Origin of the sequence: Devosia sp. LjRoot3, assembly GCF_964252865.1 — a bacterium.
In the GTDB taxonomy this organism is placed as follows: domain Bacteria; phylum Pseudomonadota; class Alphaproteobacteria; order Rhizobiales; family Devosiaceae; genus Devosia.
The window spans coordinates 967059-992582 of record NZ_CAXUPK020000001.1 but is presented as its reverse complement, the minus strand read 5'-3'; the positions used below and the strand labels follow the sequence as shown (position 1 = coordinate 992582).

Here is a 25524-nt window from a genome sequence, read left to right as displayed (position 1 = left end):
TTCTCACCCGCGATTGAGTTGTGTCTTGAGCACGCCGGCGAGTTCGCCGGCCGTTTCGAGCATGGTTCCACGCTGCCGCCGGGGCGGTTCGCGGGTTGAGAGGACTTTTAGCCGCGACGAGAGATCGACGCCGAAACTGTCTGCGGGAACGACGGCGAGCGGCTTGCTGCGTGCCTTCATGATATTGGGCAGGGAAGCAAAGCGCGGCTCGTTGAGCCTGAGATCAGTGGTGATCACCGCGGGAAGCGGCAGATCGAGGGTCTGGAGCCCAGCGTCGACTTCGCGGACTGCCACCGCCCTGCCCGAAGCAAGGGTGAGTTCGGAAATGAAGGTGGCCTGCAGCCAATTGAGGAGCGCCGCCAGCATCGAACCCGTTTGCGAGGCATCGCTGTCGATGGACTGCTTGCCCATGAGCACGAGGCCCGGCTGTTCCTGTTCCACGACGGCGCGCAGGAGCTTGGCGACGGCGAGCTGTTCGAGCCGGTCGTTGCTTTCGATGAGAATGGCGCGGTCGGCGCCCATGGCGAGGCCGGTGCGCAGGATGTCCTGTGAAACGGAGGGGCCGATCGTCACGAGAACAACTTCGCTCGCTTGACCCTTTTCCTTGAGCCGCAAGGCTTCTTCGAGCGCGATCTGGTCGAAGGGGTTGATGATCATCCGGGCGCCCGTGGTTTCGATGCCGGAGCCATCGGACCGCACTTGAATGCGCATGACAGGGTCGATGACGCGCTTGGCAGTGACGAGCACTTTCATGAGGAGGTCTCGCGATTGGAGGTGGATTGGGCCAGGGCAACAAGGCTTGCGGCAGGCTGGAAGATCGCCTTGCCGGTCTCGTCATGCCAGGCTGAGAGGGAGGCGACTATGGCGCCTAGATCCTGCCGGTGCGCCCAATGGAGCGGGCCGCCCAGCGCGCGAGGAAAGCCGTAGCCATGGACCCAGACAAGGTCGATGTCGGAGGCGCGCGCCGCAATGCCCTCTTCGAGGATTCTGAAACCCTCGTTGATCATGGGGTAGAGCGTGCGTTCGATGATCTCGCGATCGGATATGGAGCGGACGACAATGCCCCGTTCGGCGGCAATGCGGCCGATCAGTGCCGCGACTTCGGGATCGGGCATGGGTGTGCGCGAGCCGGTTTCGTAGCGGTAGTACCCTGCCCCGGTTTTTTGTCCGAAGCGCCCGGCGGCGCAGAGATCGTCGGCGACAGGAAGGCTTTCACCCTTGGCGCGGCGGTTGCGCCAGGAAATATCGAGGCCCGCCATATCCTGCATGACGAAGGGGCCCATGGCCCAGCCGAAGGCGGTGAAGGCGGCATCGACCTGCATAGGCGGTGCACCGGCCAGAAGCAGGTCGACAAGCTCGGCGTTGCGGGCACCCAGCATTCGATTGCCGACAAAGCCGGGGCAGACGCCGACGACAACTGGCACTTTGCCGAGGCGTTTGGCGAGCGCCACAGCGGTCTGGACGACGTCGGGCGCGGTTGATGCGCCACGGACCACTTCGACGAGCTTCATCACCTGCGCTGGGGAGAAGAAATGCAGCCCGAGCACGGCTTCGGGTCGGCGTATGGCCGAGGCAATGGCGTCTATGTCGAGGTAGGAGGTATTGCTGGCGAGGATGGCGCCAGGGCGCATGATGGCGTCGAGCGCGGCAAAGATGCTTTGCTTGACCGCAAGGTCTTCGAAGGCGGCTTCGACGACGAGATCGCAATCGGCCAGCTGTGGGAGTTCGGATAGAGGCCGGATGGCCGAGCGAGCTTGGTCCGCCATTTGCGCCGACAGACTGCCGCGTTTTACCGCGCTGGCATAGGTGGCGGTGATGCTGTCGAGGCCGCGCGTGAGGGCCTCGGGGTCGGCGTCGAAGAGGTGGACGGCCAGACCGGCATTGGCGAAGGCCATGGCGATGCCGCGGCCCATGGTGCCGGCGCCGATGACGCCGACGGTCTTGATGTCAGTGGCGCCCGTTGACCGATCGACCTTGGCAGCGACACGCTCGGCAAAGAAGAGATGGCGGAGTGCTGCGGATTCAGGACTGGTGCGCAGGATCGCGAAGGACTGGCGCTCGCGCTCCAGAGCCTCCGGCGGGGACAGGGTTGCGGCATTGCGCAAGGCATCGACCACAGCCAGCGGGGCCGCCTGCCCCTTGTGTCGGGCGAGAAAGGAATCGGCCGCGGCTTCGAAAGCAGCGAGATCGTCGGGCGATTCCTGAACAAGTTGCTGGGGCGGATTAGCGAGCAAGACCCGGGCAGCTTCCAGAGCATCGGCGTCCGCGGGGACCATGGCGTCGACGAGACCGAGGTCGAACGCGGGGGTGGCGGTGACCGCTTCTCCGTCTCCGATCAGGGCAAGTGCTCGGACGAGGCCGATGCGCTTTGGCAGTCGCACCGTGCCACCCGCGCCCGGAATGAGGCCGAGCTTGACTTCAGGCAGGCCGAGGCTTGCTTGCGGCGACGCCAGAATATGGCGGCAGGCCAGAGCCAGTTCGAGTCCGCCTCCGAGCGCCACACCGGCGATGAGGGCTACCGTGGGCTTGGTGCAGGCGGCGAGACGGGTGTTGAGGTCAGCAAGGCTGGGAGCCTGTGGCGGGGCGGAGAATTCGGCGATGTCGGCGCCCGCGGAAAAGGCCCGGGCGGAACCTTCGAGAATGAGCGCGGTCACCTCGGGGTCGGCTTCGGCGGCCTCGATGGCGGCGAGAATGCCAGCGCGGGTTGCGTGGTTGAGGGCATTGACCGGCGGATTGTCGAGCGTTGCTACCGCCAGCGTACCCTCGCGACGATAGCGGACCGGTCTGTCGAGGACGATCTGCACCTAGAAAAACGCCTGCAGGCCGGTCTGGGCGCGACCCAGGATCAGCGCGTGGATGTCGTGTGTGCCTTCGTAGGTGTTCACCGTTTCCAGATTTTGCGCGTGACGCATGACCTGGTAGCCGGCCTGAATGCCGTTGCCGCCGTGCATGTCGCGGGCGAGGCGCGCGATATCGAGCGCCTTGCCGCAATTGTTGCGCTTGATCAGGGAGACCATTTCATGGGCCATTTCGCCCTCGTCCATCAGCCGACCGACGCGCAGGGCGCCCTGCAGGCCGAAGGCGATGTCGGTCTGCATGTCGGCGAGCTTCTTCTGGTAGAGCTGCATGCCGGCCAGAGGCTTGCCGAACTGTTCGCGATCGAGCCCATATTGGCGGGAGCGGAACCAGCAATCCTCGGCCGCGCCCATGACGCCCCAGGCAATGCCATAGCGGGCGCGATTGAGGCAGCCGAAGGGGCCGGAGAGCCCAGAGGCATGTGGCAGCAGGGCGTCCTCGCCCACTTCCACATTTTCGAGGATGACTTCACCGGTCACCGAAGCGCGCAGTGACAGTTTGCCATCGATGCGGGGAGCGGAGAGGCCGGGATATCCCTTTTCGAGGACGAAGCCGCGGATGGCGCCATCATGGGCATCGGACTTGGCCCAGATGACGAAGACATCGGCAATGGGCGAATTGGAAATCCAGGTTTTCGCGCCATTGAGGAGATAGCCGTTGGCGGTGCGGGTGGCGCGGGTGCGCATGGAGCCCGGGTCGGAGCCAGCACCGGGTTCGGTCAGGCCAAAGCAGCCGATCCATTCCCCCGAGGTCAGGCGCGGCACGAAGTGCTGCTTTTGCGCCTCGCTGCCATAAGCAAGGATGGGATGGATCACGAGCGAGGACTGCACGCTCATCATCGAGCGATAGCCCGAATCCACGCGTTCGATTTCGCGGGCCACGAGGCCATAGGCGACATAGCTGGCGCCGAGGCCGCCATATTGTTCGGGAACCGTGGTGCCGAGGAGACCGGCCGCGCCCATTTCGGCGAAGATGCCGGCGTCGACGGTTTCGTCGAGATAGGCCTGTTCTATGCGCGGCTGGAGACGTTCGGCCGCGAAACGGGCAGCGGCGTCGCGCAGCAGGCGCTCCAGTTCCGTTAGCTGGTCCTCAAGGCGCAGGGGGTCATGCCAGGCAAAGGCAGCGGTGGAGGTCATTCGTCTTCCTCAAGCAGGCTCGCCGGACTGAGCGAAAGTTCGTGCAGGCATTGGGTGCGGTCGCACAGCTGCATCTGAGTGGTGGAGAGGCGCCGGAACAGGCGACCGGCCGGGCTTTCCAGCGTCATGCCGATGGCGCCATGAAGCTGAACGGCGGTTTCGCCAAGAAGCCGTGCCGCGCCATCGACATAAGCCTTGGCGGCGAGAACGGCGCGGCGGCGGATAGCGGGGTCTGCATCGAGGGCAGCTGTGGCGTGGTCGCGCATGGAACGGGCCTGTTCGAGCTCGATCAGCATGTCGACGGCGCGATGCTGCAGGGCCTGAAAGCTGCCGATGGCGACGCCGAACTGCTTTCGCGTCTTGAGGTAGTCGATCGTCAGGTGGTGGAGTTGCTCCATGGCGCCCACGGCGCCAGCGACGAGGCCGGCAAGGCCGTGGTCGAGGGCAGCGGCAAGGAAAGCTGCGGCGTCCGGGCCGTCCAGCAGGTTGGACGAAGAGAGTTCTGCGCCTGTCAGGGTCAGTTCTGCGCCATCGCCAAGCCAATGTGGCGACATGGTTACGCCGGCTGCGTCGGCGGGAACCAGAAAGACGTTGAGACCGGAAGGCCCGGTGGCGCTGACGAGGAAATGGGTGGCGTGCTTTCCGCCCAGGACCATGGTTTTTTGGCCGGTCAGCGAAAAGCCGGAGGCAGTCGGCTCGGCAATGGTGCCGACGGGGGCGGCGTCGAAATGCTGTCCCGGCTCGGCATGAGCCAGGGCGAGGACCATCGTGCCCGCGGTGATTTTCGGCGCCCAATGGAGACGCTGAGCGGGGCTCGCCAGATTGCGCACCAGCCGGGAGCCGATGATGGCGCTGGCGAGGAATGGCACGTCGACGTCGGCGCGGCCCAGCGCGCCCATGACCAGCGAGAGATCAGCGGCCGATGAATCGAGGCCCCCTTCCCCGGTCGCGAAGGGCATGGCGAGAAGGCCCTGTTCGGCAAAGTTGGACCAGGCATGGTCTTCGGCCACCAGCAGGCCATCGACCATGTCGACCAGCATGCGCTGTTCATCGGACTGCGTCAGCATCGCGTTCATAGCCCCAGCACCTGCTTGGCGATAATGTTGCGCTGGATCTCGTTGGCGCCGCCATAGATCGAGACTTTGCGTGCGTTGAGATAGGTTGCGAGCGCCAGGCTTGGCGCATCGTCCTCGATGTCACCGGTCATGGCGCGCAGCCCGGCAGGGCCGGCTACGTCCATCAACAGTTCGGCAGCGCGCTGCTGCAATTGCGAACCCTTGAGCTTGACGATGGAGGCCGCCGGATCGCCCTCGCCTCCGCCAGCGCGTGACGCGAGGCGCACCAGGGTGATTTCAAGGGCCTTGAGGTCGAGTTCGAGTTCGATCAGGCGCTGGTGGAAGGGCGCGTGGTCGAGCAGCGTGCCGGAGCCGAAGGGCGTGGTGGCGGCCAGCCGGCGTGCGCGAGCCGCCCGCTCCTTGGTCAGGCCAATGCGGGCAATGCCGGAGCGCTCGTTGGTGAGCAGGTATTTGGCATAGTCCCAGCCCCGATTTTCTTCGCCGACACGCTGATCGAAGGGCACCAGAACGTCGTCGAAGAAGACCTCGTTGACCTCGTGGTGGCCTTCGACGGTGATGATCGGGCGGACGGTGATGCCGGGGGAGCGCATGTCGATGAGCAGGAACGAAATCCCGGCCTGCTTGCGGACATCGGGATCGGTCCGCACCAGGCAGAAAATCCAGTCGGCATATTGGGCATAGGTGGTCCAGGTCTTCTGGCCTGTGACGCGATAACCTTGGGGCGTGCGTACGGCCCTTGTTTGCAGGCTTGCGAGATCAGACCCGGCCTCGGGCTCGGAAAAGCCCTGGCACCACCAGTCGTCCAGATTGGCCGCGCGCGGTAGAAAGCGCTGCTTCTGTTCCTCGGAGCCGAAGGCAGCGAGGACGGGGCCAAGCATGTTGCAGTTGAACTGCAGGGGCAGTGGCACGGCGGCGCGCTGCAATTCCTCGGTGAAGATATGGAGGCGCACCCGGTCCCAATCGCGGCCGCCCCAGGCGGCGGGCCAATGGGGCACCGCGAGGCCGTTCGCATTGAGGATACGCTGCGATTCCACGAAATCGGCGCGGGCCAGGGGTTGGCCGGCGCTGATCTTGGCGCGGATGCGCTCCGGGATCTGGCTGGTGAAGAAGGCCCGTAATTCCTGACGGAACGCCTTGAGCTCAGCAGAGTAAAGCGCGCTCATTTGGAAAATGCTCCATCCGGATGCAGGAGATCGGCATTGTGTTCGCCTAGCGTGGGCGGCCGGCGCACCGGCAGGCGCTCGCCATCGAAGCGCCAGGGCGAGGAGAGGACGGAGACCGGTTCGCCCGCCGGATGCTCGTAGCTGCCCACCATGCCGGATTGCTGTGTACGCGCACCGCTGAGGGCCTCGTGGAGGCCCTTGACCTCGCCGGCCGGAATGCCGGCCTGGGCCAGCGCCGGCAGAAGGTCGGCGCGCTGGTGGCGGGCGATTTCGGGCTCAAGTGCGGCCAGCAATACCGCGCGATTGGCGGCGCGCTGCACATTGGTGGCGAAACGCGGATCATCGGCGAGATCTGGGCGCTTGAGCACCTTCAGGCAGAAATTGCGATATTGCTCGTTGTTGCCCACGGTGATGACCAGCGGGCCATCGGCTGCCTCGAAGACGCCATAGGGCACGATGGAGGGATGGGCACTGCCGACCCGCGGCGGGTCGGCCTGGCGCAAAAGCGCCTCCAAACCGTAGTAGGAACTCAGCGCAATGCCGTGATCGTGGAGGGCGACATCGACGCGCCTCCCCTTCCCCGTGCGTTGCGCCTGGAAAAGGGCCGCCAGCATGGCCTGGGCCGCGGACATGCCGGTAAAAAGATCCACCGCGGCGATCCCGAGCTTGAGCGGGGGACCATCGGCTTCGCCATTGATCGACATCAGCCCGCTTTCGCCCTGGATCACCAGGTCGTAGCCCGGTCGCGCCGCTTCAGGACCCTGGCGGTCATAGCCGGCGACGGCGCAATAGATGAGGCGTGGATTGATCGTGCTGAGATGATCGTAGCCGAGGCCGAAGCGCTCCATGTCGCCAGCCTTGAAATTCTCCACCAGCACATCGGCCTCTTTGACCAGTTGCAACAGCGACTGGCGATCGCTCTCACTGGCAAGGTCGAGCGTGATCGAGCGCTTGTTGCGGTTGAAGCCGTAAAAATAGGTGGTGTCGCCGGCAGCAAGCGGCAGGCCCCAATCGCGGGTGTCGTCGCCCCGGCCGGGGCGCTCGACCTTAATCACGTCTGCGCCAAGGTCGCCCAGCACCATTGCCGACAATGGGCCCGCAAGCACCCTCGACAGATCCAGAACCTTGACACCCAGCAGCGGCAGGTCGGCCATTTGCACACCCGATTGCGTCGTTATACACCAGTCATGTAACAATAACGGTTTATTGACCGGCTGGCCGGTAATACGACACTGGATCAGCACCCGTCAATCGCGAGGATCGAATTATATGGAAAAAACCGGGAAACGCGCCCTCGGACGTCCGGCAACCATCACGGCGCCTCGCGAGACCATTCTCGCACATGCGGCGCGGCTTTTTGCCGAAAAGGGATTCGAAGGGGCTTCCCTGCAGGATGTGGCCAAGGCCGTCGGCATTTCGAAGGCCGCGGTCTATCACTATTTTCCGACCAAGCAGGTCATCTACGACGAGATCGTCATCGACCTGCTGAGTCGCCTGCGCGAGCATGTGCAGGCCGAAATCGAAGGCACGGCGCCGTTCAACGATCGGCTGCGGCAGATGATGGTGGCTCATGCCAGCTTCTTCGAGGCCAATTACGAATCCTTCGTCACGCTGCTGCACGGCTTTGGCGGCCTCAGCCGCACGCTGGCGCCGGGCCAGGTGTCGGTGCGCGACGAATATGAAACCATGATCCGCGGGCTGATGACCGATGCCAGCGCCAGCGGCGAGCTGGTGATGGCGGACCCGGCCATCGCCGCCCGTGCGGTGCTTTCAATGCTCAACTGGATGGCGCGCTGGTATCGGCCCGGTGGGCGGCTGGCAGCGCGCGACTTCGCCGAGGAATATTTCCAGCTGATCTACAACGGCCTCAGGCCACGGTGACGAGGCGCGTATCGAGATAGGCTTCGAGCGCCTCGGAGCCGCCTTCCGAGCCATAGCCGGAATCCTTGATGCCACCGAAAGGCAATTCGGGGCTGCCCAGCCCCTGATGGTTGATCGAGAGCATGCCGGCCTCGATATCGCGCGACAGGGAGCCAATCGTCGACTGCCGGGCGGCAAAGGCATAGGCGGCAAGCCCGTAAGGCAGTCGGTTGGCCTCGGCGACGGCGTCCTCGTAGCGTGAGAATGGCGCAAGGAGGGCAACGGGGCCGAACGGCTCGGTGGTCATGACCAGGGCATCGGGCGGTATGTCTTCGAGCACGGTGGGCGCGAAGAAGTTGCCGGCATTGCCGATGCGGTGGCCACCCAGGGTCAGACGGGCGCCGCGGTCGACGGCATCGGCGACCAGGGCCTCCATGTGCTCGACGCGGCGAGCATTGGCCAATGGCCCCATCGTCGTGCCGGGCTCAGCGCCATCGCCGACGACAATGCGTTGCGCGCGCTCGAGAAAGCTGTCGCGGAAACGGTCGTAGATGCTTTCGTGCAGCAGAAAGCGCGTGGGCGCGATGCAGACCTGTCCGGCATTGCGGAATTTGGCGGCGGCCAGAACCGTGGCTGCCTGTTCGATATCGGCGTCGTCCATGACGATGGCGGGCGCGTGGCCGCCCAATTCCATGGTCACCCGCTTCATATGGAGGCCGGCAAGGCTCGCCAGCTGCTTGCCAACGGCGGTCGAGCCGGTGAACGAGATTTTGCGGATCACTGGGTGCGGGATCAGGTAGGCGGAGATTTCAGACGGCACGCCATAGACGAGATTGAGCACGCCTGCCGGCAGGCCGGCATCGGCCAGGGCAGCAACGAGGGCAGCGCAACTGGCGGGCGCCTCTTCGGGGCCCTTGACGATCATGGTGCAGCCCGCTGCCAGCGCCGCAGCAATCTTGCGTGTGGCCTGGTTGATCGGGAAATTCCACGGCGTGAAGGCCGCGACAGGGCCGACCGGGGTTTTGAGCACTTGCTGCATGACTCTGGGATCGCGGCTGGGGACGATGCGGCCATAGGCGCGACGGCCCTCTTCGGCGAACCATTCTATGGTGCCGGCGGCGGCCAGAACCTCTGCCCGTGCTTCGGCAAGAGGTTTGCCTTGCTCCGCCGTCATTGTCGCGGCGACCTGTTCGGCCCGGTCGCGCAACAGGCCTGCCGCGCGCCGCATCAGGTCGGAACGGGCCATTGGGCCAAGGTCGCGCCAAGCGGGAAAGGCTCGGGCGGCGGCGGCCAGAGCCAGATCGAGATCGGCGCGACCGGCCAGAGCTAGCTGGCCGATGACGCCGCCATGGACGGGATTGACGACGTCCTGCCGGGCACCATCGATTGCCGGACGCCAGGCGCCGTCGATGAAGAGCGCGGTATCGGGATAGGTCACAGGCGCCGCCCCGTCATCGTGTCGAAGCGGTGGATATGGGCTGGATCAGCGCCGAGATGCACAACCGCGCCCGGCTTGAGATCGGTGCGGCCTCGGATGAGCACGCGGATGACCTGATTGCCCAGGCGCGTCATGATCTGCGTTTCAGAGCCGGTCGGTTCGACCACCGACACCGTTGCGGGCCAGCCGGTCTCGGCCAGTTCGAGGTGTTCCGGACGCACGCCCACAGTCAGGCGCTGGCCGGGCCGCAACCCACCGCCGGGGATGGCGAGGGAGAGGCCGTCTTCGACCTGCAATTGGCCCTGCTCATTGACGGTGCCGGCGAGAAAATTCATCGGCGGGGAGCCAATGAAGGCAGCGACGAACAGGCTGCCCGGCCGGTCGTAGAGATCGAGCGGCGCGCCGATCTGCTCAACGCGACCGGCATTCATGACGACGACGCGATCCGCCAGCGTCATGGCTTCGATCTGGTCATGCGTCACGTAGACGGTGGTGGTGCCGAGGCGCTGGTGCAATTCCTTGAGTTCGCTGCGCATCTGCACGCGCAGTTTCGCATCGAGATTCGAGAGCGGCTCATCGAAGAGGAAAACGTTGGGATGCCGGACGATGGCGCGCCCCATGGCGACGCGCTGGCGCTGGCCGCCCGACAATTGGCGCGGCTTTCGCGCCAGGAGGCTTTCGAGGCCCAGAATGCGGGCGGCATCGGCCACGCGCTCCTTGATGACCTCGCGCGAAAACCCGCGCTGCTTGAGGGCAAAACCCATATTGTCCGCGACATTCATATGCGGATAGAGCGCGTAATTCTGGAACACCATGGCGATGTCCCGATCCTTGGGCGCAAAGTCGTTCATGACCTTGCCGCCAATGGCGATCTCGCCGGCCGTGATATCTTCGAGGCCCGCGATCATGCGGAGCAAGGTAGACTTGCCGCAGCCGGACGGGCCGACAAGGGCGACGAATTCCCCGTCGGGAATATCAACGGAAACGCCATGCAGGACCGGATGGCCGCCATAGGATTTTTGAACGTCGCGGATTTCAACTGCGCTCATTAGGGATCTCCCGGTCTGTTCGTATCGCTCTGTCTACCACCGCCGCGCCACTTCCTCGGCCCAGCCATAGACATCGGCAACGCGATAGCGTTTGCCGTCATTGTCCGTCACCGTGCCGGCAAAGGTGCCGAAACACTGGTGTTCCTTGCTGCGCACGATCAGTCGGTCGAAATTGGAATAGCGGTCATATTCGGGGGTGAAGGTCAGATCGACCTGATCCCCCAGGATTTGCCATGGCTTCATGAAATCGGCGCGATCATAGCGCCATTCCAGTTCCTGGCTGATCTTGTGCAAGCGCCCGTCGATCTTGAGGGCGTTTTCGGTCGAGGGTGTGCCCTCGGTCCACTTGCCGCCGAACTGCAGGCCCAGTTCGCGGCCGTCGCTGCGGCCACTGCCCGATGCCCAATTCCAGACGATAGAATAGGGCCAGCGGCCGCGCCCATGATCGAGCGTCGCATAGGCGGAACCAACATCGAGCGTGTAGCGGCGGCCATCGAGCTCGACCCAACCGGAGGCCGGCAGGCAATTGTCCTTGCGGGTGAACTGGAAACGCTTGCTATCCCAGGGCACCAGCACGTTGAGGCTTTCGTGGCCTGGCGCTTCGTGTACCTGAATATCGGCCTTGAGCCGGCTGGTCTCGCCGGTAAGGCGGGTGCCGGTCTTGTTGATGCGCATGGCGATCTGCATGCGCTCGCCCTTGCCCACGGCGTCGTCGCGACCGGTCTGCCCGGGCATGCTGGCGCGGTCATTGTTCGGCAGCCAATGGATCTCGGCTTCCGGCACGGCCTCGCCGGTCGCACGATCATAGAAGAACGAGGCCAGCGTGACGCGATAGTCGCCATGTGAAATGTTTAGGGCGACGATCAGGTCGGGACTGGTGATGCACCAATATTCGAAGCGCTTGTTGCGGCCCCAGCCTTTGAGGTTGATGCCCTGCACGGGGTGCCGGCTCCAGCCTACAGCGGCGGGATTGAGCCGCCCATTCGGCAAAGCAATGTCGACGGGCTGATCGAGCTCGCGCTCGGGTTGAACGGGACCAGCTACCACTTGCGATGTACCTCTTCGACCAAACCATAAATATTGCGGACGGGAACGACCTTCCCGCCATCGGCGACCACCTCGCCGTCGAAATGACCGAAGCATTGATCGCCCTGGGCGGAGATGATCATCCGGTCGAACTTGTGATGGTGGTAGATCTGCGGGGTGAAGACGATGTCTACCCGCTCACCCTTGATGCGCCAGGGCGCCGTCCAGTTGTCCCGGTCATAGGTCCAGCGCAGATCTTCGCTGATCTTGTGCACGCGCCCATCGAGACGGAGGCTGTTTTCGGTCGATGGCGTGCCATCGGTCCATTTTGCCCCAAAATTGAGACCGATCTCGTGCCCGTCGGTGGTGCCGCTGCCGGCGCCCCAATTCCAGCGGGTGTCGTAGGGCCAACGGCCGCGCCCATGGTCATGAATGCCAAGGGTTGTTTCGGGCGAGACGCGCTTCTCGACGCCGTCGACGACCACTACCCCTTCTACCGGGATGCAGTTGTCTTTCCTGGTGTATTGGAAGCGCTTGTTATCCCATGGCACGAGCACGCCCATGGACTCCCGATCGGGCGCCTCAAAGGCCTGCAGCTCTGCCTGCAGGCGCTCCGCCTCGACCAGAATGCGGGTGCCCACTGCATTGGGTTCGAGCACGACGGTCAGGCCCCTGGCCTTGCCGGCCACGCGCTCGCGGCTCAGCGGATCGCTCATGGTGTCTCTCGGCGGTAGCCAGACATTTTGGCGATGGGCGAGCTTTGCGTGGCTGTTCCGGTCGATATAGGTCGAGGCCACATTGGCCCGATAATCGTGATGGGAAACATTGGCGGTGATCAGGAAATCCGGCGCGACAATGCACCAGTATTCGAACCGCTTGTTGCGCCCCCAGCCCCTCAGATTTGCACGATGCAAAGCCTTGCGGCTCCAACCAACGGCTTCCGGGTTCAGCCGGCCATCGGGGCGGCACATGTCGACCGGCTGCGTGATTTCACGCTCGATGCGATGAATGGCGTTCATCCCTTGGTCGCCCCATCGGCAAGACCCTGAACAAGCCACTTCTGCACCAGAAGGGCAAAGATGACGACCGGCACGACCATGAGCGTACCCACCGCTGTCAAGGCGCCCCAATTGGCGCCGTTGACCGTATCGCCGGCAATGCCGGCCATGGCGACGGGGACGGTGGAGGCGTTGCGGTTGGTGAGGACCAGCGCGAAGAGCAGTTCTTCCCAGGCCAGAATGACGCTGAAGATCAGGGTGGAGAGAATGCCCGGCATGGCGATGGGCACGATGATCTTGATGAAGGCGCCGAAGCGGGAGCAGCCATCGATCATGGCAGATTCTTCGAGCTCTTTGGGCAGAGCCAGGAAAAAGCCGCGCATCAGCCACATGACGTAGGGAATGAGGAAGGTGCAATAGGCCAAGATCAGCGTGATGTGCTTGTCGGTCAGCCCGAATTTGCGCGCTACGAGGAACATCGGCACGGCCAGCGCGATGGGCGGAACGCCGCGCGACAGCAGCAGCAGCGTCCCCAAAAATCCGGCGCCGCGAATGCGCAACCGCGCCAGGGCGTAGCCGGCCATGCCGCCGGCGACGATGGAAATCAGCGCCGAGCCAAAGGAGACGATCACCGTATTGAGCAGCCGCCGGGGAATATCGGCGCGCCAGATATATTCGACATAGGTGTCGATGGTGGGCTGGAAGAAGAACGTCGGCGGGGTGGTGAAGATGTCCTTGGGCATCTTGAACGAGGTCAGCACCATCCAGAAGATCGGGAAGAGGAAGACCAGCGCAATGGCCACCCCGCTCCAGATGCGGAGCTGGCGGGCGAGATTGCGGCGGAAACGATGCGTGGAGGCCGGGGTTGCGTCGAGGGTCACTGCACGTCCTCCAGCTTGCGAATGCCAAACAGGAAAGCGCCTGTCAGAACCATGGTGATGAGCAGAACGATGACGGCCATGGCCGATGATTCAGCAAAGCGCAGCGTTCGGAAGGCCTGCTCGTAGATGAAGAGATTGATGACATTGGTAGCCCCGCCAGGCCCACCCAAGGTGGCGGCGAGGACGATGTCGAACATTTTTACCGCCCCGAGCCAGCGCACGACGAAGGTGGCCGCAATGATCGGCAGCAGGAGCGGCAAGGCGATCGACCAGAGCTTGGTCCACCAGTTGGCGCCGTCGATATCGGCGGCCTCGAACACATCCTTGGGCAGGGACAGCAGGGCGGCCGTGGCGATCAGGATGACAAAGGGGGTCCAGCGCCAGGTATCGATTATGACGATGGTCGCCATGGCAAGGCTGGGCGTGCCCAACCAGTCGATGGGCCCGATACCGATCTGGCCGAGCCAATAATTCATCAGGCCCCAGAGGGGATCGAGAATCATGCGCCAGACGCCGCCGGCCACGACCGGGGCGACGACCATGGGGATGATGAAGAGCGCGCGAACCACGTCCCGCCCCTTCCAGGGCGCGTTGATGAGGTAGGCAATACCAAAACCCAGGACCATCTGAATGGGCAGGGCGAACAGCAGGTAGATGCCGGTCACCTGCATCGATTGCCAGAAGCGGTCATCGCGCAGGACCGTGCTGTAATTGTCCCAACCGACCCATTGCGAGGCCGTGAAGGAGGCGAGATCGAGCCGCGAGAAGCTGATCTGCAGGGTATAGAAGATCGGGTACACCAGAACCGCGAAGAGAATGATCGCCGCCGGCAGCATGAAGGACCAGCGGCTGGAAAAATCCGCCAGGCGAGCCCTTGTGCGACTACGCCGATGCGTAGTCTGATTGTCCATGGCTGTGATGGCCACCCGGCACCCTCCCCTCATAATGTAGGTATTGCCGGGCGCCATTCTGGGGCGCAAAATCCTTGGCAATCCGCAACAGGTCTGTTGTTGGGCATTTACTTACCGAACGGCCGGTAAAGTGTCAATGCGCCAAAACGGCGCCTACCAACGGCGCTCCACTTCCTCGATCATGCCGAAGATTTCGCGGACCGGCACGGTGGTCCCGTCGTCAGCAACAACCGTGCCGTTGAAGTGGCCGAAGCAATGGTCGGCGCGGGCCATGATCACCCAACGATCGAACAGGTAGAGTTGGTGGTGATTTGGCGTGAAGGTCAGGTCGACGCGCGCTCCAGTGACCCGCCATGGTGCTAGCCAGTCTTTGGGATCGTAGTGCCAGGTCAGATGCTCGCTGATCTTGTTGACCCGGCCATCGATGCGCACGAAATTCTCGCTCGATGGCGTGCCGTCGGTCCATTTGCCGCCGATATTGATGCCAAGCTGCCGGCCATCGCAGTAGCCGCTGCCGGCGCCCCAATTCCAGCGCGTGTGGTAGGGCCAGCGGCCGCGGCCGTGATCGTAAAGAGCCAGGGTGGTGTCGGCGCTGAGCCGGTATTGCCGGCCGGGCGTCTCGACCAAGCCCTCGACCGGAATGCAATTGTCCTTGCGGGTGTATTGGAAGCGGCTCGATGACCAGGGGACCAATACCCCCATGCTTTCGTGGCCCGGCGGCGTGTGCGCCTGCAGGTCGAAGCGCATATCGGCGGTTTCCGCTATGAGGCGCGTACCCGCAGAATTGGGTTCGAGGCGCAGGGTAAGGCCGGGGGCATCCGCTCGCATCGAGACGCCGTAAGTCGGGTCGCTGAGCATGTTAGCGCGCGGCAGCCAGACATTGGCGCCCTTCCCCGCCTTGGCTCCAGTTTCCCGATCCACCGCTGTGGCTGAAACATTTGCCCGGTAGTCGTGGTGCGAAATATTGGCCGAGACGATGAGATCCGGCGCGATGATGCACCAATATTCAAAACGCTTGTTGCGGCCCCAACCGCTGAGATTTGAGCGGTGTTGCGGGAAACGACTCCAGCCGACCGCCTCCGGATTAAGCCGGCCATCGGGGAGGCAGATATCGACACGCGCGGTAATTTCACGTTCTACGAGCTGATCGGACATCACGGGTTCCACTATGCCGGACAAAGATAAGGGCGCGCCGACTGGCACGCCCTTGCTCATTGGCTCAGGAGATGGGGTTAGTTGCCCATGATCTCGTTGATCTTCTGCTCGGCGCTGGCCAGGGCTCCAGCAACGTCCACCTGACCGGAGATGGCGCGCGAGGTTTCGTCGGCCAGGACCTGCTGCACAGCGTCGGACTTGGGATCACGCGGGCGCCACATATGGCCCGTGTCGACCATTTCATAGCCCATCTGCAGCGCGGCGAAGACCGGCTTCAGCCATTCCTGCTCAGGCGTGCTGGCCAGGGTCGACTTGCGGGCCGGGAACACGCCCAGCGTGTTGGAATGCCAGACTTCGCCTTCCTTCGAGCTCAGCCACTGCAGCAGTGCCCAGGCAGCAGCCGGATTGCGGCTCTTGTTGTTGACGGCACCGCTCCAGATGCCGCGGTGCGCGCCGGCGCTCTCGGAGCCGACCGGCATGACCTGAATGCCAACCTGATCGGTCGTCAGCGTCGTTGTCTTGGGATCGACGGCCGTGCCCTTGAACACGCTGCCCCACATGAACATGGTGGCAACCTGGCCCTGGCGGAACGCCTGCAGGGACTCGTTGAAGCTGTGGCTGGAGCCACCGGTCGGGGCAAACTTGAGCAGGTCGATATGGGTCTGCAGCGCTGCCTTGCCCAGGTCGTTGTTGAAGGCCGCCTTGTTGTTCTCATCGAGCAACTGGCCGCCATTGGAGTTGAGAATGGTCTGCCAGATGGTGGGGGTCAGTACGTCGCGGTTGAAATAGGTATCGACGCCCCAGGCATCGATCTGGCCGTCGCCGTTGGTGTCCTGCACCAACTTTTCGCCCTGCGCCATATAGTCGGTCCAGGTCAGCTCAGGGGTCGGCTGCGGCACCCCGGCCTTGTCGTAAAGCGACTTGTTGTAGAACATCAGCAGGAGATTGGAGCGTAGCGGCACGCCATATTGCACGCCGTTCCATTCGCTGGCCGCGAGCGGGGCAGCGTTGAAATCGTCCCAGTCATAGCCGGCATCGGTCCACTCTGCGGCGTCCTTTTTCAGGTCGAGCAGCACGCCCGCCTCTGCGAGCTGGGGAATCCAGGGATCGTCGGCAATGATGATGTCGTAGGTCGGCTCAGGGCCGGTCGCATCGAGCATGCTCTTGGCGAGCAGTTCGGGATAGGGCACGCCGTCAATGACAACCTTGATGCCGGGATAGTGCTTGTTGAACTCGGTGACCATCGCATCCTGCCACTGGCCGGCGAATGCTTCATTGGCGATCATGCGGATTTCAACGGGGGCTTCCGCCGTTCCGTAGAGATTGTCCTGCGCCAGAACGGCACCAACGCTGCCCGAAACCATCAGACCGAGGCTGGCCGCGAGCAGTGCCCGCCGTCCAATCACTGTGCAGACTGTCATTATTTCCTCCCAGTTGCAAAAGCATGCCCGCTCGCTCCTCGCCGGGCGGATATTTACTTACTGGTCGGCCGGTAAAGAGTCAATCGGCGACATTTCCTTAAGTGAGGAGGATGAGTGCGAAGATTTTTGGGGGCCAGCGTCGCCGCGTCACGGGGACGTCTCCCCGTCATGCGGCGGCTACGGGCATCCCGGCGAGGGCCACCAGGTGCTTGGCGGAACTATGATTTTCGGAACTTCGACTAGCTGCGCTTGATCTTTTCCATCGCCTTGCCCTTGGCGAGTTCGTCGATGATTTTGTCGAGGTAGCGGAGTTCGCGCATCATCGGGTCTTCGATCTCTTCCACGCGAATGCCGCAGACGACGCCCTTGATCAGCGAGCGTGCCGGGTTCAACTGCGGGGCGTGGTTGAAGAAGTCCTCGAAGGTGGTTTTCTTATCCAGTTCCGCCTCGAGGGTCTGCTGGCTGTGGCCGGTCAGCCAGCAGATGAGTTCGTCGACCTCGGCCTTGGTCCGCCCCTTCTTCTCCGCCTTGGTGATGTAGTGCGGATAGACGCTCGCGACGCTGATGGAGAAGACGCGGTGGCCGGCCATGGTCGTTTTCCTTTCTAGTCGAAGAGCGGCGCCAGGGTCATTTCCGGCACCTTTACCAGACCCTTGTCGGTGATGCGGATTTCCGGGATCACCGAGAGCGGGATGAGGTTGAAGCCCATATAGGGAATGGTGCAGCCGACCTGTTGCCAGGCCTTTTTGAGGGCCTGGTTTTCGGCGGCGACTTCGTGGACGCGCTTGTCGACATGAGGCCGGCGACCGGGAGGGCGACGAAGGCGAGCACCTTGCCGTCCTCGACCACGACAATGCCGCCATTGGCCGCCTCGATGGTCTTGAGGGCCAGTTGCATGTCGGCTTCGTTGGTGCCGGCGAGGATGATGTTGTGGCTATCGTGGCCGACGCTGGAGCCGACGGCGCCGTTCTTGATGCCGAAATCATGCAGGAGACCGTAGGCGATGCCACCATCGGACTTGCCATGGCGCTCGATGACGGTGACGAAGCTGAGATTGTCGCGTTCGAGGATGGTTTCCCAGTCATTGGCCGGGGCGATGTCCACCTTGCGATGCGGCAGGATGATGCCGGGCATTTCGATGCCGATGGCATTGGCCGTGACCGCGCCGCTCGGCAGGTCGGGCACGAGTTTTAGCGACTTGGGCAGGTGGACGGTGTTGTAGGCCGCATCGGAGTAGCGGTAGCGCTGGTTGAGCGTGTCTTCCAACAAGGGCGTGACCTTGCGGTCTTCGACCATCAAGGCGCCGCCATACCAGGTATTGACGGGCTTCAGGTCGTCGTCGAGGAGGACGAGATCGGCGCGGCGGCCGCCGCCGAGACCGCCGATTTCATCACCCATGCCGAAGCGGGTGGCGCCGTGGAGCGAGCCCATGGACCACGCCTGTTCAGGTTTTACGCCGCAGCGGATGGCTTCACGCACGACCCAATCGAGGCCGAAGCTGAGGAGGTCGTCGGCGTCACGATCATCAGTGCAGACGCAGTAGCGCTTGTGGCTGGCGCCGAGTTCGGTGATCGGCTTGATGGCTTCGACGATGGAATTCCATGGTGTGGCCGGGTTGCCGCCGCGGAGGAAAACCCAGATGCCGGCATCGACGAAATCGTCGGAGATGTCGCGGTCGATGGCTTCGTGCGTGTCGGTGACACCGGCCGCGGCATAGGGCGCGACGAATTCGCGGCCGTAGATGTGGCCGGAGACCGGGCGGCCGCGCTTGAGGGCCTCGGCGATGATGGCGTGGCTGCGCGGATCGCCCATGGCGACGGGCACGAAGTCCATCTTTTCGCCGAGGGCCACCGCTTCGGGCCACTTGTCGAAGAGAGCGCCGATCTTTTCGGGGGCCAGGTCACCGCCGGCGGTTTCGAGATCGGGCGAGGTGGCGGGGACGGTCGAGGGGACGGTGAGGAAGATCGAGAGCGGGGCGAGGCGTGCGTCTTCGAGCATGGCTTCGACGCCGGCTACGTCCATGACATTGCCGATCTCGTGGCTGTCGCAGAAGATCGTCGTTGTGCCGTTGAGTAGGGCCGCCTCGGCATAGGCGCAGGCGGTGACCATCGAGCTTTCGATGTGGATATGGGGATCGACGAGACCGGGCGCGATAATGCCGCCCTTGGCGTCGTAGAGGGCCTTGGGGGCGGGGCCGAGCTTGTAGGAACCGGCGGGCTTGACGGCGGCGATACGGCCGCCGGAGAGCCAGATTTCCTTATCTGTCGCGATGCGCTCGGAATAGGTCGAGAGCATGCGGGCGCCGGTGATGACGAGATCGGCAGGCGCCCTGCCCCCGGCGACGGCGGCGAGGGTCGTGATCTGGCTATGAAGCGGGGCTACGGAGAAGCGGGTAATCGCCATGGTTCAGGCCTCGGAGAAAGCGTGGAGGATGCGCACCCAGGAGCGAATGCCCTTGTGGAAGCTCGATAGGTCGTATTTTTCGTTGGGGCTATGGATGCGGTTGTCGAACCGGGCAAAGCCGATGAGCAAGCTGTCCATGCCGAGGCGTTCCTTGAATTCGCCGAGGATCGGGATTGAGCCGCCGGTGCCGGCAAGCGCGGTTTCGCGTTGCCATTCTTCGGTCAGGGCCTCTTTGGCCTTGGTGAGCAGGACGCCATCGAGCGGCATGGAGCGGGCGGCCGCGGTGCCATAGGCCTTGAAGGTGACCGAGCAATCGGCCGGGATACGGGCGCGGACGAAGTCGCGGAAAATCTCGCGGATGCGATTGGGGTCCTGACCGTCAACGAGGCGGAAGGAGATCTTTGCGCCGGCCTTGGCGGGGATGACGGTCTTGAAGCCGTCGCCGGAATAGCCGCCCCAGACGCCGTGGACTTCAGCCGTCGGACGAGCCCAGACCTGTTCGAGGACGGAGCGGCCCTGTTCGCCGGCGGGGATGGAGAGGCCGATATCGCCGAGGAATTTTTCGGCGTCGAAGGGGAGACGTTCCCACTCGGCCTTGTTGGCGGCGGGGAGTTCGGCGACGCCATCGTAGAAGCCGGGGATGGCGACGCTGCCGTCTTCGCTGCGGAGCTGGCCGAGAATGGTGGAGATGAGCTGCACGGCATTGCGGGCGGCGCTGCCGAACATGCCGGAATGGAGATCGCGGTCGGCGGTGGTTATCTCGAATTCTTCGGAGACGAAGCCGCGCCACATGGTGGTGATGGCGGGGGTTTCGCGGTCCCACATGTCGGTGTCGCAGACGAGGATGGTATCGGCGCGGAGGTCATTGGCATTGGCGGCGAGGAATGGCCCGAGCGAGGGTGAGCCGGCTTCCTCTTCGCCTTCGAAGAGCATGGAAATGCGGATGGGGAGGCTGCCGGTGACGGCCTTCCAGGCGCGACAGGCTTCGATGAAGGTCAGCAACTGCCCCTTGTCGTCGGAGGCGCCGCGGCCGGTGATGAAGGTTTCGCCATCGGGCTGGGGAACCAGCGTCGGCTCGAAGGGCGGCGTATTCCAGAGGGCCAGCGGATCGACTGGCTGAACGTCGTAGTGGCCGTAGAAGAGGACGTGTGGGCCGGGCGTGGCTGGGCCGTGGCCGACGACCATGGGGTGACCTGCCGTGTCGCGGACCGTCGCATCGAAGCCGAGGGCGGAGAGTTCATCGCGCAGCCATTCGGCGGCGCGGCGGCAATCGGCGGCGTATTGGGGTTCGGTCGAAACGGAGGGAATGCGGATCAGCTCGAAGAGCCGCTCAAGGCTCATATCGAGTTGCTGATCGGCTTGGGCAAGAACGGCATCAAGTGTGGTCATGGATGAAATCGGCTTGGTGTTTTCGCGGCATCGGCGAAGGCGGATCGAGCGAAGAATAAGAGCGAGCGGCGCCTTGGAACGGGCTCAGGGAACCAAGCCAGATTGGGAGAAGACCCAAGCGTTTGCAACGACAAACGTCCGTTATGGACAGGCGATGACGATGATCATTGATGAATTTTGCTCACAAGGGCTCGCAAATTTTTGCGGATTATCGCGAGACGCGGATGGCCTAGAGTGCTGATGGAAGGTGGTGAGCGATAAGCGAGCCGCCGATATGGCGCATGGCCTTTTGGAGGAACCAAAATGAAGAAGCGTATTCTTGGCAAAGGTGGGCTGGAAGTTTCAGCGATCGGCCTTGGTTGCATGGGCATCAGCCAGTCCTATGGCGTGCCGCTGGAGACGGCCGAGGGCGTGAAGCTGATCCGGGGCGCTTTCGAGCGCGGGATCACCTTTTTCGATACCGCCGAAGTCTATGGGCCGTACAAGAACGAGGAAGTCGTTGGCGAGGCGCTGGAGCCGATCCGGGATCAGGTGGTGATTGCTACCAAGTTCGGTTTCGATATCGATGGCAGCGGCGTGCCGGACAGCCGGCCCGAGCGTATCCGCAAGGCTGTGGAAGGCTCGCTTCGGCGGCTGCGGACCGACTATATCGACCTGCTCTATCAGCACCGGGTGGACCGCAACGTGCCGATGGAGGACGTGGCCGGGACGGTGAAGGAGTTGGTTGCCGAGGGCAAGGTGAAGCACTTCGGCATGTCGGAAGCTGGCGTCGCCAATATCCGCCGGGCCAATGCAGTGCTGCCGGTTGCGGCGCTGCAGAGCGAATACTCGCTGATGTGGCGGGAGCCGGAGGAGCAGATCATTCCCGTGCTTGAGGAACTCGGGATCGGCTTCGTGCCCTTCAGCCCGCTCGGCAAGGGATTTCTCACCGGCACCATCGACGCCAATACCACCTTCGTCGAGAAGGATTTCCGCAATACGGTGCCGCGCTTTGATCTTGAGAGCCGCAAGGCCAACCAGGTGTTGGCCGACACTGTGACCCGCATCGCCGGGGACAAGAACATCACCCCGGCGCAACTGGCGCTGGCCTGGGTGCTGGCCCAGAAGCCGTGGATGGCGCCTATTCCTGGCACGACCAAGCTGAGCCGGATTGAGGAAAATATCGGCGCCACAGACGTCGAACTCAGCGCACAGGAATTGGCAGAGATCGAGGCGGCGGTTTCGGGGATCGTCATTCAGGGCGACCGATACGCACCGATCCATCAGGCGCGCATCGATCGCTAAGAAGAAATCGAAGTGTTGCCGGGGCCGTCTGGCCCCGGCTAGAGGCGGCTGACACCCTTGGTCATGCCGTCCATGAGAGCCTGTTCGAGGTCCATCTGTTCGAGGACTTCGCGCAGGACCATATCGTCCAGCTCCCGCGCATCACGGGCGGCGATCAGGCGCTTGCGGCGCGCGTCGAGCAAAAGCCGGCCGAGCTGATAGGCTTCGTCGGGATCAAAACCCCAGCCCCGCTCCTGTGCTTCCTCCTCCTCTTCCTCCTCGGAGGCGCGATCGGCGCGCCTGGCCATGGCTTCGGCGAGGCGTTGTGATCGGGGTGAAGTGTGGGTGAGACGGAATTCTGCCAGGGCATCGGCATTGGCCTCGTGCGCCAGGCGACGGGCCAACTGGTGCTGCTCTTCGGCATAGGCCTTGTCGTCGCCGTCTTCGAGACTGAGGCGCTCGATGAGCCAGGGCAAGGAGATCCCCTGGACAAGCAGCGTCGCTATGGTGACGAGGAAAGCCAGGGCGACGATGGCTTCCCTATAGGGGAAGGATTCGCCTGATACCGTCATGAAGGGAATACCGGCGGCAGCCGCAAGCGTGACGACACCGCGCATGCCGGTCCAAGAGAGGACGGCATTTTCTTTCCACGTCAGCGGTGTTTCCGGCGTCGGAGGCGGTCGGCGCTCGGGGCGTCTACGTGGTTCGGTCAGCCTTTGCATGACGGCACGGTGACGTCGACGGGCCATGACTGCCGTGACGAAGACCCAGGCGAAACGCACCAAAACCGTGGTGACGAAAATGGCGATTCCAGCGAGTAGCAGGTCGCTGATATCGAGCCCGGCGTCGAATGCATCGTCGATGACGAAGCGCAGTTGCAGGCCGATATAGGCAAAAACGAAGGTTTCGAGCAGCGTGTCGATGGTGCGCCAGAACTGGCGTTCCTGCATGCGCTCTTCGTAGCCGGACTGCGTGCCGTGATGCCCGAGGGCAAAGCCGGCGGCGACCACTGCGAGTACGCCCGAGGCATGCAGCTCTTCGGCGACGAGATAGGCCGCGAAGGGCACGATGACCGAGACGACAGTGGCGAGGGACGGATTGGCGAGGCGCCGGCGGGCAAATTGCGCGCCGTGGCCGATGACGAGGCCCAGTATCACCCCCACCACCGATGCGTAGAGGAAATAGAGAGCCGTGTTGTCGATGAAGGCATGCGTGCCAGCCGTGGTTGCCACCGCCACGGCGAGAAGGGTCAGCGCGGCCGCGTCGTTGATGAGGCTCTCGCCTTTCAGCACGGTCATGAGACCCGATGGCAGGCCGGCCTTGCTACCAATAGCAATGGCGGTGACCGCGTCGGGCGGAGCGACGATGGCACCGAGCACGAGCGCTGCGGTGATGGGCATGCCAGGGACTGTCCAGGTGGCGACGACGGCCACTGCGACGGCGGAGGCAAAGACCAGAAACACGCCGAGATTGACGATTGAGCCGAGGCGCTTGGCAAAACTGGTGAAGGAGAAATCGGACGCGGCGGAAAAGAGCAGAGGCGGCAAAACGATGCCGAGGATGATCTCGGGCTCGAGTTCGAGGCGATGGAGACCGGGAATGAACGAGGCGCCGAGCCCGACGATGGCAACCAGCAACGCCGGCTGAAAATTGCTGCGCTCGGCGAAGGCGGAGATGCCGATGGCGACGATGATGACGACGAGGGTTTCGGCGAACATGATGGCTCCCGGAAGCGAACCCGTCTCTCGCGGCAGCGGGGCGGTGAGCCCCACTAAAGCAAATAGATCACGGTTGCATCTAGGCCATAAGCAAATCCGGCAAATTTGGCGGCGTCAGGGTGAGACGTGTGGCGGTAGGCGCCATCTCCGACAAAGGTCGCATTTCACATTCTGTCAGCAGAATTAAGAATGTTGACGCCCATTCTCCAATGTGGTGAGGTTTATGGGCAAAATCTGTCGACAGTTTTGAGCGCAACCGGAGGAGACGGCATGATGCCGCAAAACGGGCGCTCGGGAGGATCAGAATGAAGTTTTCGAAGACGCTCGCCGCGCTGGCCATGACGGCGGTGCTGGGAACTGGCGCAGCCAGCGCCCAGGTCAATGTCATGCTGCCCGCCAATCCCGGCGGTGGCTGGGATGGCACGGGTCGTCAGGCGTTCCAGGCGCTCAATGATGCCGGCATCTATACCGGTGGCGTCAATTTCACCAATACCGGTGGTGCCGGTGGTACGGTTGGTCTCGCCGAATTCCTCGGTACCTCGACGGGCCAGCCCGATGCGCTGGCTGTGTTCGGCGCCATCACCGTGGGCGCGATCAAGCTCAACAATTCGCCGATCAATCTTGCCGAGTTCCGGCCGGTTGCTCGCCTGACCGCTGAATATCTGGTGATCGCCGTTGCGGCGGATTCGCCGTACAACACGCTGGCCGACCTCGTTGCCGGCATCAAGGCTGATCCGGGTGCGGCAGCTCTCGGCGGCGGTTCTGCCGGTGGCGTCGACCACATCTCGCTCGCACTGCTGGCGCAGGCCGGCGACATTCCGGTGGCCGACCTCAACTACATTCCGCAGACCTCGGGCGCTGAAACCGTGACGGCCATCGTCAATGGCACCCTGACTGCCGGTGTTTCGGGCACTTCGGAATTTGCCCAGTTCGCTGAACAGGGTCGCATCAAGATCCTGGGCGTGACCTCTGCCGAACGTCGCCCGAACCTGCCTGACGTGCCGACCTTCCACGAAGCCGGCTATGACGTCGAGATGGCCAACTGGCGCGGTATTCTGGCCGCTCCGGGCGCTCCGGACGACAACTATGCCGTCTGGGTCGAGAACTTCACCAAGCTCTCGCAGAGCGATGCGTGGAAGGCCGTTCTCGAAGCGCAGGGCTGGGAAGACTACTTCCTCGCCGGTGACGAATTCGGCGCCTTCATTGCCGAAGAAACCGAGCGTCAGGGCCAGATCCTGAAGGACGCCGGCCTTGTCAACTGACGAGCGCAACACGACTGAAGGGGGCAGCCCAGCGGCTGCCCCCGCTTCTCCCAAACCCTATTGGATCGGCATCGGCCTGATGGCGATGGGCGCGGTGTGGCTCTATGCCGGTTTCGGACTGCCGCAGGGCGCGCGCTATGCTGCCGTGGGGCCGGGCCTGTTCGTGACGCTTGCCGGCGGGGGCTTGCTTATTCTCGGCGCCATTTTGGTGCTGCAAATCTGGCGCGGTGAGACGTTTGAGGCGCAGGACGCTGAAGATGCCGACGGCTCGACCAAGATGGACAAGCGGGCTTTTCTGACGGCCCTCGTCGCCGTCGCCTTGCCGATCGTCACCATGGGGCCGCTGGGCATGCCATTTACCGCGACGCTTTCTTTCGTGCTGGTTGCCAATGCTTTTGGCTCGCGCCGCTGGTGGCTCGACCTCATCTGCGGCGCCATACTGGCTTGCGCTGCCTGGTTCCTCTTCAACCAGCTCGGGCTGCAACTGGGCCGGTTCTTCCCGCCTCTGGGAGTGTAGGA

At 63.5% G+C, this 25524-nt stretch carries 21 protein-coding genes and 1 pseudogene; 4 read left to right on the top strand and 18 right to left on the bottom strand.

All coding sequences use genetic code 11. From position 1 onward, the window contains the following. Positions 1-3 precede the first annotated feature (3 nt). The 6 genes from ACSQ2A_RS04785 to ACSQ2A_RS04760 are packed head-to-tail and all read right to left on the bottom strand — an operon-like array spanning position 4 to position 7385. Positions 4-753, bottom strand: coding sequence for an electron transfer flavoprotein subunit beta/FixA family protein (locus tag ACSQ2A_RS04785; protein ID WP_436071290.1), 750 nt, complete (start codon positions 751-753; stop codon positions 4-6). Next, the gene (locus ACSQ2A_RS04780) at positions 750-2804 is read right to left on the bottom strand and encodes a 3-hydroxyacyl-CoA dehydrogenase NAD-binding domain-containing protein (protein WP_436071289.1); all 2055 of its coding nucleotides are present in this window, start codon (positions 2802-2804) and stop codon (positions 750-752) included. The genes ACSQ2A_RS04785 and ACSQ2A_RS04780 overlap by 4 nt, the downstream gene beginning before the upstream one ends. Beyond that, on the bottom strand, positions 2805-3992 hold the full coding sequence (locus ACSQ2A_RS04775; protein ID WP_436071288.1) for an acyl-CoA dehydrogenase: 1188 nt from the start codon (positions 3990-3992) through the stop codon (positions 2805-2807). It lies immediately after the preceding gene. Then, entirely contained in the window at positions 3989-5068 is a 1080-nt protein-coding gene (locus ACSQ2A_RS04770; RefSeq protein ID WP_436071287.1) for an acyl-CoA dehydrogenase family protein, read from the bottom strand. Before ACSQ2A_RS04770 ends, ACSQ2A_RS04775 begins: the two co-directional genes overlap by 4 nt. Then, positions 5065-6231: an acyl-CoA dehydrogenase family protein gene (locus ACSQ2A_RS04765; protein ID WP_436071286.1), complete on the bottom strand. Its 1167-nt coding sequence runs from the start codon at positions 6229-6231 to the stop codon at positions 5065-5067. Before ACSQ2A_RS04765 ends, ACSQ2A_RS04770 begins: the two co-directional genes overlap by 4 nt. Next, positions 6228-7385 carry a CaiB/BaiF CoA transferase family protein gene (locus tag ACSQ2A_RS04760; protein WP_436071285.1) on the bottom strand — a complete coding sequence of 386 codons (1158 nt, stop codon included), beginning with the start codon at positions 7383-7385 and terminating at the stop codon, positions 6228-6230. Before ACSQ2A_RS04760 ends, ACSQ2A_RS04765 begins: the two co-directional genes overlap by 4 nt. Before the next feature lie 115 nt (positions 7386-7500). On the opposite strand from ACSQ2A_RS04760, the gene ACSQ2A_RS04755 reads away from it, so the two are divergent. After that, positions 7501-8112 (top strand): TetR/AcrR family transcriptional regulator, encoded by a 612-nt coding sequence (locus ACSQ2A_RS04755; protein WP_295410105.1) that lies wholly within the window; start codon positions 7501-7503, stop codon positions 8110-8112. Here the strand turns inward: ACSQ2A_RS04755 and ACSQ2A_RS04750 are convergent. The 11 genes and pseudogenes from ACSQ2A_RS04750 to ACSQ2A_RS04700 all read right to left on the bottom strand — a co-directional run bounded on the left by ACSQ2A_RS04750 (position 8099) and on the right by ACSQ2A_RS04700 (position 20762). Then, the gene (locus tag ACSQ2A_RS04750; RefSeq protein ID WP_436071284.1) at positions 8099-9529 is read right to left on the bottom strand and encodes an NAD-dependent succinate-semialdehyde dehydrogenase; all 1431 of its coding nucleotides are present in this window, start codon (positions 9527-9529) and stop codon (positions 8099-8101) included. The two genes, ACSQ2A_RS04755 and ACSQ2A_RS04750, sit on opposite strands and share 14 nt — an antisense overlap. Further along, a complete protein-coding gene (locus ACSQ2A_RS04745; protein ID WP_436071283.1) occupies positions 9526-10578 on the bottom strand; it encodes an ABC transporter ATP-binding protein in 1053 nt (350 codons plus the stop codon). The genes ACSQ2A_RS04750 and ACSQ2A_RS04745 overlap by 4 nt, the downstream gene beginning before the upstream one ends. Positions 10579-10611: 33 nt before the next feature. Beyond that, positions 10612-11625, bottom strand: coding sequence for a DUF2804 domain-containing protein (locus tag ACSQ2A_RS04740; RefSeq protein WP_436071282.1), 1014 nt, complete (start codon positions 11623-11625; stop codon positions 10612-10614). Beyond that, the gene (locus ACSQ2A_RS04735; RefSeq protein WP_436071281.1) at positions 11619-12623 is read right to left on the bottom strand and encodes a DUF2804 domain-containing protein; all 1005 of its coding nucleotides are present in this window, start codon (positions 12621-12623) and stop codon (positions 11619-11621) included. Before ACSQ2A_RS04735 ends, ACSQ2A_RS04740 begins: the two co-directional genes overlap by 7 nt. Beyond that, positions 12620-13483, bottom strand: coding sequence for a carbohydrate ABC transporter permease (locus tag ACSQ2A_RS04730; RefSeq protein WP_436071280.1), 864 nt, complete (start codon positions 13481-13483; stop codon positions 12620-12622). The genes ACSQ2A_RS04735 and ACSQ2A_RS04730 overlap by 4 nt, the downstream gene beginning before the upstream one ends. Further along, the gene (locus tag ACSQ2A_RS04725; protein ID WP_436071279.1) at positions 13480-14409 is read right to left on the bottom strand and encodes a carbohydrate ABC transporter permease; all 930 of its coding nucleotides are present in this window, start codon (positions 14407-14409) and stop codon (positions 13480-13482) included. Before ACSQ2A_RS04725 ends, ACSQ2A_RS04730 begins: the two co-directional genes overlap by 4 nt. A gap of 138 nt (positions 14410-14547) precedes the next feature. Then, entirely contained in the window at positions 14548-15549 is a 1002-nt protein-coding gene (locus ACSQ2A_RS04720; protein WP_436071278.1) for a DUF2804 domain-containing protein, read from the bottom strand. Between the two features lie 77 nt (positions 15550-15626). After that, entirely contained in the window at positions 15627-16970 is a 1344-nt protein-coding gene (locus ACSQ2A_RS04715; protein WP_436071277.1) for an ABC transporter substrate-binding protein, read from the bottom strand. A 239-nt stretch (positions 16971-17209) separates the two neighbouring features. Next, positions 17210-17560 carry a DUF2200 domain-containing protein gene (locus ACSQ2A_RS04710; RefSeq protein ID WP_436071276.1) on the bottom strand — a complete coding sequence of 117 codons (351 nt, stop codon included), beginning with the start codon at positions 17558-17560 and terminating at the stop codon, positions 17210-17212. A gap of 14 nt (positions 17561-17574) precedes the next feature. After that, positions 17575-19373: pseudogene (locus ACSQ2A_RS04705) on the bottom strand (adenine deaminase C-terminal domain-containing protein). Between the two features lie 3 nt (positions 19374-19376). Continuing rightward, a complete protein-coding gene (locus ACSQ2A_RS04700) occupies positions 19377-20762 on the bottom strand; it encodes a M20/M25/M40 family metallo-hydrolase (RefSeq protein ID WP_436071275.1) in 1386 nt (461 codons plus the stop codon). Between the two features lie 303 nt (positions 20763-21065). On the opposite strand from ACSQ2A_RS04700, the gene ACSQ2A_RS04695 reads away from it, so the two are divergent. Continuing rightward, positions 21066-22046 (top strand): aldo/keto reductase, encoded by a 981-nt coding sequence (locus ACSQ2A_RS04695; RefSeq protein WP_436071274.1) that lies wholly within the window; start codon positions 21066-21068, stop codon positions 22044-22046. 38 nt (positions 22047-22084) lie between these two features. On the opposite strand, the gene ACSQ2A_RS04690 is transcribed toward ACSQ2A_RS04695, so the two are convergent. After that, on the bottom strand, positions 22085-23743 hold the full coding sequence (locus ACSQ2A_RS04690) for a Na+/H+ antiporter (protein WP_436071273.1): 1659 nt from the start codon (positions 23741-23743) through the stop codon (positions 22085-22087). 305 nt (positions 23744-24048) lie between these two features. Between ACSQ2A_RS04690 and ACSQ2A_RS04685 the strand changes: the two genes are divergently transcribed. Both ACSQ2A_RS04685 and ACSQ2A_RS04680 read left to right on the top strand, forming a co-directional pair. Then, the gene (locus ACSQ2A_RS04685; RefSeq protein ID WP_436071272.1) at positions 24049-25005 is read left to right on the top strand and encodes a Bug family tripartite tricarboxylate transporter substrate binding protein; all 957 of its coding nucleotides are present in this window, start codon (positions 24049-24051) and stop codon (positions 25003-25005) included. Continuing rightward, the gene (locus tag ACSQ2A_RS04680) at positions 24995-25522 is read left to right on the top strand and encodes a tripartite tricarboxylate transporter TctB family protein (RefSeq protein WP_295410130.1); all 528 of its coding nucleotides are present in this window, start codon (positions 24995-24997) and stop codon (positions 25520-25522) included. Before ACSQ2A_RS04685 ends, ACSQ2A_RS04680 begins: the two co-directional genes overlap by 11 nt. Positions 25523-25524: the final 2 nt, after the last annotated feature.

Bases quoted from the DNA above. Each gene is read 5' to 3' on its own strand.
- ACSQ2A_RS04770 (WP_436071287.1), bottom strand. From the start codon at position 5,068: ATGAACGCGATGCTGACGCAGTCCGATGAACAGCGCATGCTGGTCGAC.
- ACSQ2A_RS04685 (WP_436071272.1), top strand. From the start codon at position 24,049: ATGAAGTTTTCGAAGACGCTCGCCGCGCTGGCCATGACGGCGGTGCTG.
- ACSQ2A_RS04765 (WP_436071286.1), bottom strand. From the start codon at position 6,231: ATGAGCGCGCTTTACTCTGCTGAGCTCAAGGCGTTCCGTCAGGAATTA.
- ACSQ2A_RS04755 (WP_295410105.1), top strand. From the start codon at position 7,501: ATGGAAAAAACCGGGAAACGCGCCCTCGGACGTCCGGCAACCATCACG.
- ACSQ2A_RS04760 (WP_436071285.1), bottom strand. From the start codon at position 7,385: ATGGCCGACCTGCCGCTGCTGGGTGTCAAGGTTCTGGATCTGTCGAGG.
- ACSQ2A_RS04710 (WP_436071276.1), bottom strand. From the start codon at position 17,560: ATGGCCGGCCACCGCGTCTTCTCCATCAGCGTCGCGAGCGTCTATCCG.
- ACSQ2A_RS04735 (WP_436071281.1), bottom strand. From the start codon at position 12,623: ATGAACGCCATTCATCGCATCGAGCGTGAAATCACGCAGCCGGTCGAC.
- ACSQ2A_RS04720 (WP_436071278.1), bottom strand. From the start codon at position 15,549: ATGTCCGATCAGCTCGTAGAACGTGAAATTACCGCGCGTGTCGATATC.
- ACSQ2A_RS04700 (WP_436071275.1), bottom strand. From the start codon at position 20,762: ATGACCACACTTGATGCCGTTCTTGCCCAAGCCGATCAGCAACTCGAT.
- ACSQ2A_RS04695 (WP_436071274.1), top strand. From the start codon at position 21,066: ATGAAGAAGCGTATTCTTGGCAAAGGTGGGCTGGAAGTTTCAGCGATC.
- ACSQ2A_RS04785 (WP_436071290.1), bottom strand. From the start codon at position 753: ATGAAAGTGCTCGTCACTGCCAAGCGCGTCATCGACCCTGTCATGCGC.
- ACSQ2A_RS04715 (WP_436071277.1), bottom strand. From the start codon at position 16,970: ATGACAGTCTGCACAGTGATTGGACGGCGGGCACTGCTCGCGGCCAGC.
- ACSQ2A_RS04745 (WP_436071283.1), bottom strand. From the start codon at position 10,578: ATGAGCGCAGTTGAAATCCGCGACGTTCAAAAATCCTATGGCGGCCAT.
- ACSQ2A_RS04690 (WP_436071273.1), bottom strand. From the start codon at position 23,743: ATGTTCGCCGAAACCCTCGTCGTCATCATCGTCGCCATCGGCATCTCC.
- ACSQ2A_RS04775 (WP_436071288.1), bottom strand. From the start codon at position 3,992: ATGACCTCCACCGCTGCCTTTGCCTGGCATGACCCCCTGCGCCTTGAG.